Annotated in this window: 11 protein-coding genes; 5 read left to right on the top strand and 6 right to left on the bottom strand. The window is 67.7% G+C overall.

Annotated elements, in window-relative coordinates; translation table 11 throughout:
• The first annotated feature begins 60 nt into the window (after positions 1-60).
• The gene (locus AB0H00_RS16020; RefSeq protein ID WP_357266340.1) at positions 61-654 is read left to right on the top strand and encodes an XRE family transcriptional regulator; all 594 of its coding nucleotides are present in this window, start codon (positions 61-63) and stop codon (positions 652-654) included.
• Between the two features lie 122 nt (positions 655-776).
• Positions 777-1490, top strand: coding sequence for a hypothetical protein (locus tag AB0H00_RS16015; RefSeq protein WP_357266338.1), 714 nt, complete (start codon positions 777-779; stop codon positions 1488-1490).
• A gap of 605 nt (positions 1491-2095) precedes the next feature.
• Here the strand turns inward: AB0H00_RS16015 and AB0H00_RS16010 are convergent.
• Both AB0H00_RS16010 and AB0H00_RS16005 read right to left on the bottom strand, forming a co-directional pair.
• Complete coding sequence (locus AB0H00_RS16010; protein ID WP_357266336.1) at positions 2096-3034, bottom strand: YegS/Rv2252/BmrU family lipid kinase; 939 nt, start codon at positions 3032-3034, stop codon at positions 2096-2098.
• A gap of 14 nt (positions 3035-3048) precedes the next feature.
• Complete coding sequence (locus tag AB0H00_RS16005) at positions 3049-4626, bottom strand: FAD-binding oxidoreductase (RefSeq protein ID WP_357266610.1); 1578 nt, start codon at positions 4624-4626, stop codon at positions 3049-3051.
• 178 nt (positions 4627-4804) lie between these two features.
• Between AB0H00_RS16005 and AB0H00_RS16000 the strand changes: the two genes are divergently transcribed.
• Complete coding sequence (locus AB0H00_RS16000; RefSeq protein WP_357266334.1) at positions 4805-5425, top strand: TetR/AcrR family transcriptional regulator; 621 nt, start codon at positions 4805-4807, stop codon at positions 5423-5425.
• Between the two features lie 37 nt (positions 5426-5462).
• Positions 5463-7013, top strand: coding sequence for a glycerol-3-phosphate dehydrogenase/oxidase (locus AB0H00_RS15995; RefSeq protein WP_357266332.1), 1551 nt, complete (start codon positions 5463-5465; stop codon positions 7011-7013).
• Here AB0H00_RS15995 and AB0H00_RS15990 read toward each other — a convergent pair.
• The 4 genes from AB0H00_RS15990 to AB0H00_RS15975 form a co-directional block, all read right to left on the bottom strand.
• Positions 7010-7564 carry a GNAT family N-acetyltransferase gene (locus tag AB0H00_RS15990; protein ID WP_357266330.1) on the bottom strand — a complete coding sequence of 185 codons (555 nt, stop codon included), beginning with the start codon at positions 7562-7564 and terminating at the stop codon, positions 7010-7012. The two genes, AB0H00_RS15995 and AB0H00_RS15990, sit on opposite strands and share 4 nt — an antisense overlap.
• A gap of 168 nt (positions 7565-7732) precedes the next feature.
• Complete coding sequence (locus AB0H00_RS15985) at positions 7733-8365, bottom strand: biliverdin-producing heme oxygenase (RefSeq protein ID WP_357266329.1); 633 nt, start codon at positions 8363-8365, stop codon at positions 7733-7735.
• Complete coding sequence (locus AB0H00_RS15980) at positions 8362-9480, bottom strand: polyprenyl synthetase family protein (protein WP_357266327.1); 1119 nt, start codon at positions 9478-9480, stop codon at positions 8362-8364. The genes AB0H00_RS15985 and AB0H00_RS15980 overlap by 4 nt, the downstream gene beginning before the upstream one ends.
• A 236-nt stretch (positions 9481-9716) precedes the next feature.
• Positions 9717-11057, bottom strand: coding sequence for a cytochrome P450 (locus tag AB0H00_RS15975; RefSeq protein ID WP_357266325.1), 1341 nt, complete (start codon positions 11055-11057; stop codon positions 9717-9719).
• Positions 11058-11184: 127 nt separating this feature from the next.
• Here AB0H00_RS15975 and AB0H00_RS15970 point away from each other — a divergent pair, with 127 nt between their 5' ends.
• Positions 11185-12429, top strand: a complete 1245-nt coding sequence (locus tag AB0H00_RS15970; protein WP_357266323.1) for an NADH:flavin oxidoreductase/NADH oxidase family protein — start codon at positions 11185-11187, stop codon at positions 12427-12429.
• The last annotated feature ends 26 nt before the right edge of the window (positions 12430-12455 follow it).

Below are 12455 nucleotides of genomic sequence, written 5' to 3'. Positions count from 1 at the left end.
CGCCCCGCCGAAGCGGCAACAAATGTTGCCGATTCCGGGAATTCGAGGTGCACTGGAGGCATGTCCATCCAACCCACCGTCGCCCAGGCACTCGCCGACATCGGCCCACGACTCAAAGCGCTGCGCACCCGCCGCGATGTCACGCTCACGGCGCTTGCGGAGACCACCGGAATCTCCAAGAGCACGCTGTCCCGACTGGAATCCGGCCAGCGCAAGGCCAGCCTGGAGTTGCTGCTACCGATCGCCATGGCACACCAGGTGCCGCTGGACGAACTGGTTGCCGCGCCGAAGATCGCCGACCCGAGGGTGCACACCACGGCGCGCAAGATGAACGGGCTCACCGTCGTTCCGCTCACCAGACAACCAGGGCCACTGCAGGCGTTCAAGATGATCATCCCAGCCGACCGCACCGAGCCCGACCCGAAGGTGCACGAGGGCTTCGAGTGGCTCTACGTCCTAGCCGGACGGCTTCGGATGGTCCTCGGCGCGCATGACCTGATCCTCGGCCCCGGCGAGGCCGCGGAATTCGATACCCGTCAACCACATTGGTTCGGCAGCGCCGGGCGGGGCACCGTGGAAATCCTGAGCCTATTCGGCAGCCAGGGTGAACGTATGCATCTTCGCGCACGCTCGGCAGACCGAAAACGCGCGTGAGCCACACTATGTCCGAAAGGCCCGATATTGCCGGATAGCGCAAAACTGGGGACGCTGGAAAAGTGGATACTCCAGGCGCTCCCGCTCCGCTGAATCTCAGTGAAATTTCAGGGTTTTCCCTGTTGTCCGAGGAATCTCGACTCGGGACGCTGGACGGGGTGAAGCCCTCGCTCGAAGCCCCGCCGATAGACGCCCCTGAACCGCTGGTATCCACCCTTGCTCCGGACTCCGTCCACGATCTGCGCGGCGGCCTGATCGAGGAGCTGCGGTACCCGAACTCGGCGGCGCTGGTCGTCGCCGGCGTCCCGGGCGCGGGCAAAAGCACCACACTGCGCAGGTTCTTCGGCGCCACCTCGAACATCGAGACGCCGCGGCACGGCCCGGACGGTGCGATCGTGCTCGACTCGCACCAGGCGCGCATCAGCTTGCGGCGCAGGCTGTGGTGGTTGCCTTATCCGCTGTGGCGCCCGGTGGTCCACACCGTGCACTTCCTAGCGATACATGCCGCATTGCGTGACACCACAGGCCCGGTCGTGATCCACGACTGCGCCACCTTCCGCTGGACTCGCGTGCTGATCGCACACTGGACGGCGCTCTATGGCCGGGACCTACACCTGATCATGCTCGACGTGCCCCCGACCGTGGCGCGGGCCGGTCAGTACGCCCGCGGGCGGCGGGTCAACAGAGTGGCCTTCACACTGCATGTCCGACGCTGGCGGCAGCTGATGCGGACGATCACGATCGAGCGACGCCGGCCGGCAGACGGGTCACGCTCGGTCGTCATCGTCGACCGCGCGACCGTCAACCGGATGCGCCGCGTGAAATTCGTCGCTTGACCGTGCTTAGAATCGGACCATGATCAATCGTGGAAAGGGCGGTTTCCGCCCGGGCCGGTGAGCCGCTCGCAGGCCGAAGTGCCTGCGTCACGAAATTCCGGGTGGCAGCGATGACCGTATTCGCCTGTGCCCGCTGCGGTTGCCGTCTGACTCCGAATCTCCGCCAGGTTTCAGTTCCCTGCCGGGCTGTCCGGGATCCTTCCTCGACATACGGCTACTGTCCGCTCATGCGGCCCGGCACGTTCGCCGTCGATCCCGAACCTTTCGGGCCGTCGGATATCCGTGCTGCCGCGACCCGCGGCACCATCATCGTGAACCCGAGCGACATCCGCGGTGTCGAACCGCATACCGACTATCTCCGGCGGTCCGGGTGCTGCCGACCAGCAGGCACGCACGGCCCGAATCTGGTGTGCACGTTCTGCGGTCTCGAAGTGGCGACGGAACAAACCGATTGCTGGACCGTTCCGGCCGTCCACCTCGAGCCAAGATCGGTGGTGGTGCGCGGCGGTCGCGCGGTCTCGGCGTCACCGGACTCTGGCCGCACCGGCCTACGGCGACAAGGCCGGTGCGATCCGTGACACGATCGCGGACGTGCAGGCCCGTGATCAAGGCACCAACACGGTCAGCGCCCCGGGCACCGCCCGGATGGTGATGGGCAACGTGCCGGCGGGCTCGCCGTCCGCGGTCGCGGGCGCGCCCGGCGCGGTGAGCGTGACCGCCGCGGCCCGGAACTGCTTGACCTGCGGATGATTCCGGCGCTTGCCCGCGGACAGAGCGGGAAGCAGGCGCAGCATTTCCACCCTGGACAGCGCGCCGACCACGGTCAGGTCGAGCAGTCCGTCATCCAGCACCGCATCCGGGCAGATCAGCATGCCACCGCCGTAGGTGCGGGTGTTGCCGACCGCGACCATGACCGCCTCGGTCTCCAGCAGGGAGCCCACACCCGGATTGGTCAGCCCCTCGGTGACCGCACCGGTCAGCTCGACGCGGTAGGGCACGGTGAAGCGGCCGGAGACCTCGGCCAGCGCCGCGACCGTGTAGCGCAGCCGCCCCCTCGGCCAGTACATGTGGTTGGCGCGCAGGGTGACCCGCGCGTCGAAGCCGGTCCCGGTCACCGTCGCGAACCACATCGGCGTCGCGCCGGGCGCGGGAAACTCGATGCGGCCGAGGTCGATAGTCCTGGTCCGTCCATCGAGCACGAGATCGGCCGCGGCGATCGGGTCGTCCGTCGGCACACCGAGTTCCCTGGCCAGATCGTTGCCGGTGCCCGCGGGAACCATACCGAGCGGGACGCCGGTCTCGGCGACCGCCGCGAGGATCATGTTGATCAGACCGTCCCCACCGATACAGACCACCGCTTCGGGCTTCTGCCCCGGACCCGCGATCGAATCTCGCACTTGCCGAACCGATTCGGCGGGCGTCGGGGCACACACCTCGGTGACCTCGGCGCCGCGCGCACGGAACCGGGCGATCGCGGCGCTCGCCATTTCGCTGCCCTTGCCGAGCCCGGACTGCGGATTGGTCACTATGGTGACTGCCCGCACGAGTGAACTCCCCGTCACGGGAACAACTTCCCGGGATTCAAGATGCCCGCGGGGTCGAGTTCGGCCTTCACCGCGCGCAAGACGCGCACACCCAGGTCGCCGACCTCGTCGGGTAGCCACGGTCGGTGGTCGGTGCCGACCGCGTGGTGGTGGGTGATGGTGCCGCCCGCCGCCACGATGGCGTCACCGACAGCCCGCTTGGCGACTTGCCACTGGGCGATCGGGTCGTCGAGCTGCTTGGCGATGACGGTGAAGTACAGCGACGCGCCGGTCGGGTAGGTGTGCGAGATGTGGCACATGACCAGCGGCGGCGTATCCTGCCCACCGAGCGCGTCGGTCAGCGCGCCGGTCACTTTCGCCTTCAGCGCCATCACATTCGACCAGGTGGTCGCGGTCTCGAGTGTTTCGCACAGCACGCCCACGTCCAGCAGCGCGTCGCGCAGGTACGGCGCGGCGAAACGTCCATGCTCCCACTCCTCGGCGGGCGTCTGCCCGAGCGCGGTGCCGCCCGCCGCGGTGAACAAGGCGTTCGCCTCGGCGCTGCGTGCCGCGACGTGCGCCGCGCTGCCTTCGACGGTGGTGATGGCCAGACAGCCCGCTATCGGGTTGCCGCCGATGTCGCCGGAGCGGGCTAGGTTGATTCCGGTCTCCACCTCGTCGGACAGCCGAAGGACAGTGGGTGCCGCGCCGGCCTGCACGACCGAGCGCAGGGCCGCGGCGCCGGTTTCGAAGTCGGGAAACGACCATGCTTGGTAGGCAACGGCTTCCGGCACAGGATGCACCCGAAGCGTGACCTCGGTGATCACGCCGAACGTCCCCTCGGAGCCGACGAACAGCTCGCGCAGATCCGGTCCCGCGGCCGAGGCGGGGGCGCGGCCGAGTTCGAGGGTGCCGCTGGGCGTGGCGATCCTCAGCCGCTGCACCATGTCGTCGAAGCGTCCGTAACCCGCCGACGCCTGGCCGGAGGACCGCGTCGCAGCGAAACCGCCGATACTGGCGAATTCGAAGCTCTGCGGGAAGTGGCCGAGCGAAAAGCCGTGCGCGGCGAGTAATTCCTCCGTGCGCGGACCGGTGAGTCCCGCGCCGAGTGTCGCGGTGCCGCTGACCGGATCGATCCGGGTGATGGTGTCGAGCCTGCGCAGATCCAGCGCGATCACGGCGTCGAAGCGGCCGCGCACGGGATCGAGGCCGCCGACGACGCTGGTGCCGCCGCCGAACGGAACAACGGCGACGGCGTTCTCGGCACAGTAGGCGAGCACAGCGAGCACCTGGTCGTGATCGGCGGGAAAGACGACCGCGTCGGGCGCGTCCTGCGGACCCTCGACGCGGCGGCGCAACAGATCCAGCGTGCTCTTGCCACCCGCGTGCAGCAACCGGTCGCGGTGCTCGGCCGACAGGTTGTCAGCGCCGACCACCTCGACCAATCCCGCCCGCTGCGCAGGAGTGAGCGCCGATTCGCGCAGTGGCACGTCGCCCTCATCGCGCCGCGCCACCGGGTCGCCCGACACCCCGAACACCTGCGTCAGAAGGCCCCGGATCCGCGCCGACAGTGGTTTGTGTCCGGCAGGAATACCCCAGGCATCCCAGACCATACTCGCCGCGGACTCGCTGCCAGCGGTGTCGGCCGGGCCGGCCGAGCCGACTACGGTGTGCTGTGTCTCCACCATGCGTTACAGTCTGACATGTATTGTCAAGAAGTAACGAATGTCAGTCCCTTTTCCCTTGTCGGCGGCCGAGCCTCCGGCGGACCGATTTACCAGTGGTGACACCTTGACCGCTCCCGATGAGACCACCGACGACGCCGAGAACACACTCTCCGCCACCGACCTCGCGATCCTCGACGCGGCCCGCGCCTGCGTGCAGGAGTTCGGCGTGCGCCGCACCACGCTCACGGAGGTGGCGCGCCGGGCGGGCGTCAGCAGGCCCACCGTCTACCGCCGCTGGCCGGACACCGGCTCACTGGTGGCCGAACTGCTGGTGCGCGAGCTACGTGGCATCGTCGCGTCAACCATGCCGTCCGCGGGCACGGCGCGCGCCAGACTGGTCGAAGGCGTGGTCGCGGGCGCGGCGAAGATCCGGTCGAATCCGTTGTTCGGCAAGATCTTCCGCACCGACACCGATCTGATGCTCACCTATGTGTTCGGCAGGCTCGGCCGCAACCAGCGGGCGCTGATCGAGCTGTTCGCCGCGGGCATCCGCGAGGGCAGGCAAGACGGCTCCATCCGCGAGGGCGATCCGGACAGGATGGCGACCATGGTGCTGCTGATCGCTCAATCCGCGGTGCAGTCGGCGGGCACCGTCGCGCCGATCCTCGCGGGCGAGGACCTCGACACCGAACTCCGTCGCGCGATCGACGGCTATCTGGGCGACGGCCCGAACCAGCCGCGATGAGCACCGCGGCACCCTACTCGATCGGAAAGGCATTGCGATGACCACGAATTGGGTGCGCACCGGAGACTCCGCGCTGAACGCCGACCGCCGCGCCGCAGATCTGCGGCGGCTCGGCGACGGCGCCGAGATCGACATCCTGGTGATCGGCGGCGGCGCCACCGGCGCGGGCACCGCGCTCGACGCCGCCGCTCGCGGACTGCGGACCGTCCTGGTGGAACGCCACGATCTGGCCTTCGGCACCAGCCGCTGGAGTTCCAAGCTCATCCACGGCGGTCTGCGTTACCTGGCCGGCGGCCGGGTCGGCATCGCCCACGAGAGCGCGGTGGAACGCGGCATCCTGATCGCCACCACGGCACCGCATCTGGTACGTCCGTTACCGCAGCTGGTGCCGCTGATCCCCGGTTTCGGCCCCGCGCAGAGCGCGTTCGTGCGCGCGGGTTTCCTGGCCGGTGACGTGCTGCGGCGCGGCGCGGGAACGCCCGCCGCGATCCTGCCCCGATCACGCCGCGTCTCCGCCGCCGAGGCGTTGCGGCTCGCGCCGACCGTGCGCCGCGACGGGTTGCGCGGCGGGTTGCAGTTCTGGGACGGGCAGCTCGTCGATGACGCGCGCCTGGTAGTCGCCCTGGCGCGCACCGCTGCGGCGCAGGGTGCGACGGTGCTGACCCGCGCGGAAGCCCTCGACGTGACCGGAAAGTCGGCGACTCTGCGCGACACTCTGACCGGGGAGACCGTCGAGTTGCGGCCGCGTACCGTGGTGAACGCCACCGGCGTATGGGCCGACCAGGTCGATCCGAGCATCGAGTTGCGCCCGAGCCGTGGTACCCACCTGGTGTTCACCGCCGCGTCCTTCGGTGGCCTCAACGCCTCGCTGACCGTGCCGGTGCCCGGCAGCACCAGCCGGTTCGTCTTCGCCTTCCCTGCCGCGCACGGCCGGGTCTACCTGGGCCTGACCGACGAGGACGCGCCGGGGCCCGTGCCCGACGAGCCCGAGCCGACCGACGCCGAAATCGACTTCCTGCTCGATACCATCAACCAGGTGCTGCGAGAACCGTTGACGCGCAGCGATATTCGCGGATCGTACGCGGGCCTGCGCCCGCTACTCCAGAACGCCGACGACAGCACGGCCGACATCTCCCGCAAGCACGCGGTGCTGCGCTCGCCCACCGGTGTCGTCACGATTGTCGGCGGCAAGCTCACCACCTACCGGCGGATGGCGCAGGACGCGGTCGACGCGGCGGTCGCGTACGGCGGACTCACTGCGAGGCCGTGCCGCACTCGGCGAATTCCGCTGGTCGGCGCGGTCTCCGGAGCGGCGCGCGATCGCATCGGCGCCCCGCTGGTGCTGATCGAACGCTACGGCAGTGAGGCGGCCACTGTCCTGGCCGCGGCGCGCCGCGATCCCGCGCTTGCCGAACCGGTGGCACCCGGCATGGATGTGATCGGCGCCGAATTCGCGTTCGCGGTATCGCACGAGGGCGCGCTGGACGCCGATGATTTGTTGGATCGGCGCACCCGCATCGGTCTGGTCGCCGAGGACCGGGCAGCCGCCGCCCCGGCCGCCGCGGCGGCGCTCGCGCCGATCTCCTAGAGGCCGTTCTCGACGCACCCGCGCTCCGGTCGGTCCATCGACCATGCGGCGAGTTCCGCGCGCATGCACGCGCGCGGCCATCGGTCGAGGCCGTGGGCGCGTTCGGCCGCGCGCAGCGCCCGCAGGCCGGGCGTCTCCTCGTGCACCAGCAGGTAGCGGAAGCCGAGTCGCTCGTAATACGGCCCGTTCCAGGCGACCTCGGTGAACGTGGTCAGTGTGATCGCCACCATTGCCTCGGTTTCGGCCCACCGCACGGCCTGGTCGATGAGGCGCTTGCCGATCCGCTGCCCTGCGTAATCGGGGCGCACCGAGACCTGGTCGATGTGGGCGACGCCGTCGACCACGCCCACAATCAGGTAGCCGATCGGGTGGTCGGTGTCGTCGCCCCAGACCCAGGCGCGCCCGGCCCGCTGGAATTCACGCAGCATGTCCAGTGCCGGCGGCTCGTCGTCGGCCACGGCTGTCATGCCGACCTCCGCAAACGGCGCACCGGCCGCGCGCTCGATGTCCCGGAGCGCTGGAAGGTCATGGGTCGTCGCTGGGCGGATCATCGGGCCATTGTGCGCCGGCGGTCGCGACCGGGCCAGCGAGTTTCCGCCCACTGACCCCGAGCCGACACTGACCCCGAGCCGACGAGGAACCGGGACGCGCCCATTCCGGCCCGACGCGGCACCTCCTTCGAGGGTCAGCCCCTCGCGATCCTTATCGATCGAGGCTACTCACTCACCAGGCGTCGATTCGCGATCCGGACGAGACAGTGCGCCGAGCGTGTCGGCTATCGCCCGGTAGCCCTTGTCCGCCGACTCCAGCACCAGTTGCTGCAGAGGTTCGTCGACAACGGCTTCATCCATCCGCGTGGCGAAGGCTGCCCAGCGTTGTCGGTCACCGCTGCTGTAGTAGGTGAGCCCACGACCGTCAACCAGTCCGAATGTCGCCCGGACATGTGGTGTGAGCTCCAGTCCGCCCATCGTGGAACCTTCCATGACGTACAGGAACCCCAGCAACGAGACGGGGGCTTTCGTCATGCGGTCGGAGATCACCGCCGCGAACCGGTCCGCCACGGTGATTGCCGCGGCCGCGATGTCATCGGCGGGCACGGTGTCGAAGAACGCCAGATCCTGGTCCAGCAGAGGCACTTTCGCGAGGTCGGCACGCCACACCGCGGTCACGATCGGGTCGTCCGTGCCGGCCAGCCGAGTCTCCAGGGCGTCCAGGATGATGCGGTAAGCCCTCAGCTGGCCCACATATCGGCCGAGTAACAGTGTTCGGCTCAGAAGTTCCAGACTGAAGGGCGTTGCTTCCAGCGCGTCATGCCATGCCCGGGTTTCGGCGCGAAGCCGCTGCATGATCATGCGCGAACCGCGGCATACAGCCGGTCGATCACGTGACCCTTGCGATCGATCGTCATGTCGAAATACGTTGCGCTGTCCGTCGATCGGCACAGTTGGTGAATCCGGCTCTTGGCATCTTCCTTGAGGTCGACCGCCTGTGCGGCGAGTTCGATGATCGTCTCGCGGAGCGAAGGGTGACCGAGCGTGAACGTCTTCAATCGGTCTCCGACCATGTCGGTGCCGAGTGCGGGTTCGGCGCCGAGCAGTTCGAGGCATACCCGATTGGTGAGACCGTCGAAATCCTCGTAGGTGTTGGCACCGCCGAACTCGGGCACGAAGTCGGTGAGGTCGTTGAAGATCTGGCTCGCCAAGCCCAGCTGCCGCATCGCGTCGTCGAGAACCGTCAGTTCGTCCTCCGGCACCCGCAGCGCGGTCGCGGCCGCGTTCAGTGGCATCCGGAACAGCGTCGAGGTCTTCAGCGTCGCGACCGACTCCCAGAACTTCACCCGATCGTTCACCTCAGCCGCGACGATGTCGCGCCGGACCTCGGCCAGCCGGGTGGACATATCTATCGCCTGGCCGATGAAGCCGTTCTCGACGGTTCGCACGAGGTAGTTCACGACGGCGGGTGTTTCCACGTGGCGCAGCGCGGCGAGCACCATCCAGGCTCCGGTGTTGAGGGCAAGCGGAACCCCGTGGGTGGCATGCAGTGCGGGCTCGCCGTATCGCACGGCACTACCGTCCTCGATATCGTCGAGAACGACCGCGGCCTTCAACAGAATTCGGACCGCGACCGCCACCCTGCGGATGACCGCCAAGTCGGCAGCCGCCTCGCCGGTGCTCGCGAAACCCCGGTAGTTGCGGAAGACCCAGTACACGATCGATGGCCGGTAGCCGGGACCGCCTGCTGGTCGCAGGGCCTCCTGTCCCACCTTGGAGCCGAGCGCATCGGTGATCGGGTCGTGAAACGAGTGCCGCAGTGCGGTGTCCAGTTCTCGCGGCCCGTAGGCCGCGCCGGCCACTTGCGACGCCGAGACCGTCAGTTCGGAGAGAAATACCCGAAGATCCGTTTCCAGCCGTTCCGAGTCGCCGCGCACGAACTCGCTCACCTGTGTGTCATTCTCTACGGCAGTCATCTGTGCCTCTCCTATCGGGCCGACCCGAGAACTCCGGGGGCGGCCCACCTCCGGCCCCAGTCCTTCGGTGGAGGCCATGCATTGTGGAGGAGTGTATGGACGATCCGGACCGGATGGTTTCCCAATATGGGGAGGATCCGGCTCGGACGAACACCGGTGCGTCCGCGATCAACGCAGGCCGGTTGACGCGTTCGCAACGGCGGTGAAAGCCGTCGCGGGCAGGATGCCACCCCAGGTCAATGTCGCTTTTCCACGGTCAATAACAGGCTGCGGGGGATCAGGGTCGCTGCGACAACCGTCTCCAAGGCCGTCGCGGCCGGATCAGGGCGCAGCCGCCAGCGGGCAGCGATCGTCGACACCGCCAGGGTAGCCTCCACTATCGCGAACACGTCACCGATGCAACGCCGGGGACCGGCACCGAAGTGCAACATGGCTTTCTGCGGAATGTCTCCGACCCGCTGCGGAGACCACCGGTCCGGATCGAATGTGTCGGGGTCGGAGAAAATTCTCGGATCACGTTGCACCGCATACGTACAGAGCATGACCGACGATCCATTCGGGATCGCATGACCGCCGAGTTCGAGATCTTCGTTGGCCCGCCGGGTGAGTATCCATGCGGGCGGGTAGCACCGTAATGCCTCACTGATCACCTGCGCGGTATAGACAAGGTTCGGGACATCCGCATAGTCCGCGGGCCTGTCACCGAGCACCCGATCTACCTCCTCGTGGAGCCGCCGCTCCACTTCCGGATGCTTGCTCAACAGGTAGAACACCCAGGTCAGGGTGGCCGAGTTGGTCTCAGACCCGGCTACCATGATGGTGATGATCTGGTCGTGGATCTCCTCGTCGGACAGCCCGCCCGCGGTTTCGGAATCCCGCGCCTCGAGCAGCAGAGCCAGCAGGTCGTTACGGCTGTTACCGTCGGCGCGGTAATCGACGATGAGCTTGTCGATTATCGGATGCAGCCGGGCCAGGTACGACGCGTATTCCCGGTTGCGTGCCAACGGCAGCTTGTTCAACACAGGTAGCGGCGCGATCATCCGCTGATACAGCAGTTCGAAAATGCGCGGCATGTTCAGCCGCATCTCCTGCTCCAGCTCCTTGCCGTGGTCGGAGCGCACCAATGTCTTGGCGGCCACCGCGAAACTCAACGCGGCCATCTCCTGCCGGACATCGAGAATCTGCCCCTCGCTCCACGTTCCGGTCTGTTCGACGATCTGCTCCCGCATGATCTGCGCGTACTCGACGATTCGTTCCCGGCGGAACACCGGCTGCAGCAGTCGCCGGTGGCTGCGATGTCTCGCGCCCTCGGAGCTGGCCAGACCGTAACCCACCAGGTCACGGGTGATCTCGATGGACGCACCCTTGTCGAACTTGCGCGGCTTGTCGACCAGCATCTCGTGGGCCAGCGTCGCGGAGTTGATCACATACACCCGCCGCGGCCCCAGCTTGACCTGGACGATATCCCCGTGCTTACGCAGGGAACCGAAGAATCCCAGCGGATCTTTCCGAAACTGCAACGCGTGCCCCAACAATGGTAGACCACCCGGGACACCGGCTATGGCAGGAGCGGACACGACTTCCTCCTCATCTCAGGACGTCAGTGTGCCCGTGTTCCGGATCGATCGCATCCGATCCTCGACGGGCACCGGGTGCCACCGGTTCGAGGAGGACGAACACCGACTCCGACAGCTAAAGTGGCTGATGATTTTGTCCGATCCCTTGTCGCTTCCCTGTGGCCGGGTACTGCCCAACCGGGTGATGAAAGCCGCGCTGAGCGAGGTTCTCGGCGACCTGGGACAAAGTCCGGACCAACGGATCCTGCGGCTCTACCGTCGTTGGAGCGAAGGCGGATTCGGCCTGCTGCTCACCGGCAATGTCATGATCGATCGAGCACAACTCGGCGAGCCGGGCAATATCGTCATCGACGACGAACGGGACCTGGCCACACTGACGCGATGGGCCGAGACAGCGCATGCCGGCGGGTCGCCGATCTGGATGCAGCTCTGCCACCCCGGTCGCCAAGCCAATCCGGTTGTCAATCGACAAGCCCCGGTTGCCCCGTCGGCGATAGCTGCCGACATACCCGGATTCCGGGTTCCCACCGCACTCACCGAGCGCGATATCCACGACATCATCGACCGGTTCGCGACAACGGCGCGGATCGCCGAGAAGGCCGGTTTCGACGGGGTCCAGATCCACGCCGCACACGGGTACCTGGTATCGCAGTTCCTGTCACCTCTGGCGAATCACCGCGACGACGACTGGGGCGGTGACCCCGCCCGGCGGGCACGCTTCCTGCTCGAGATCGTGCGGCGGGTCCGTGCCACCGTAGGCCCGCAGTTCGCGGTCTCGGTGAAACTCAACTCCGCCGACTTTCAACGCGGAGGCTTCACCGAGGACGAATCCAGCGATGTCGTGGCCCGGCTGGCGATCGAGCGGATCGACCTGCTCGAGATCAGCGGCGGAAGCTTCGAGTCGCTGGCGATGATGGGCCGTCCCACCGACCGACTCGGAAGCCCCCAGCAACGTGAGGCCTACTTCCTGGAGTATGCCCACACCGTCCGCGCCAACGCCGGTGCCATCCCCCTCGCGGTCACCGGCGGATTTCGGTCGCGTGCGGCCATGGTGGCGGCTTTGGAAACGGGCGACTGCGACATCATCGGCCTCGGGCGACCGGTGTGCCTGCTCCCGGACGCCGGCCGAGCTCTACTCGCCGGGGAGGAGCAGCTACCCAGCGCCCGGGTGTCACGGGTACGCACGGGCCCGATCTCACGCTCGCGCACCGTTCGGTCGCTCGCCGGAGCGGTGGATCTACAGTGGCACACCGATCAGTTGCACCGAATGGCGGCGGGCGCCGAGCCTGCGCCCCAGCGCTCTCGGTGGCGAACGGCATACTCGATGGTGCAGCGCAACGGTGTCGACGCCTTCCGCCGCAAACGTGGGTGACCACTCCCTTCCGGACCGACGCGGCC

Origin of the sequence: Nocardia sp. NPDC023852 (assembly GCF_040639505.1) — a bacterium.
In the GTDB taxonomy this organism is placed as follows: Bacteria; Actinomycetota; Actinomycetes; order Mycobacteriales; family Mycobacteriaceae; genus Nocardia.
Note: the sequence above shows the minus strand (reverse complement) of the source record. Positions and strands in the feature narration are given on the sequence as shown.

Coding starts and splice junctions, on each gene's coding strand:
- AB0H00_RS16020 (WP_357266340.1), top strand. CDS start 61: ATGTCCATCCAACCCACCGTCGCCCAGGCACTCGCCGACATCGGCCCA.
- AB0H00_RS16005 (WP_357266610.1), bottom strand. CDS start 4,626: ATGGTCTGGGATGCCTGGGGTATTCCTGCCGGACACAAACCACTGTCG.
- AB0H00_RS15995 (WP_357266332.1), top strand. CDS start 5,463: ATGACCACGAATTGGGTGCGCACCGGAGACTCCGCGCTGAACGCCGAC.
- AB0H00_RS15990 (WP_357266330.1), bottom strand. CDS start 7,564: ATGATCCGCCCAGCGACGACCCATGACCTTCCAGCGCTCCGGGACATC.
- AB0H00_RS15985 (WP_357266329.1), bottom strand. CDS start 8,365: ATGATCATGCAGCGGCTTCGCGCCGAAACCCGGGCATGGCATGACGCG.
- AB0H00_RS15980 (WP_357266327.1), bottom strand. CDS start 9,480: ATGACTGCCGTAGAGAATGACACACAGGTGAGCGAGTTCGTGCGCGGC.
- AB0H00_RS15970 (WP_357266323.1), top strand. CDS start 11,185: ATGATTTTGTCCGATCCCTTGTCGCTTCCCTGTGGCCGGGTACTGCCC.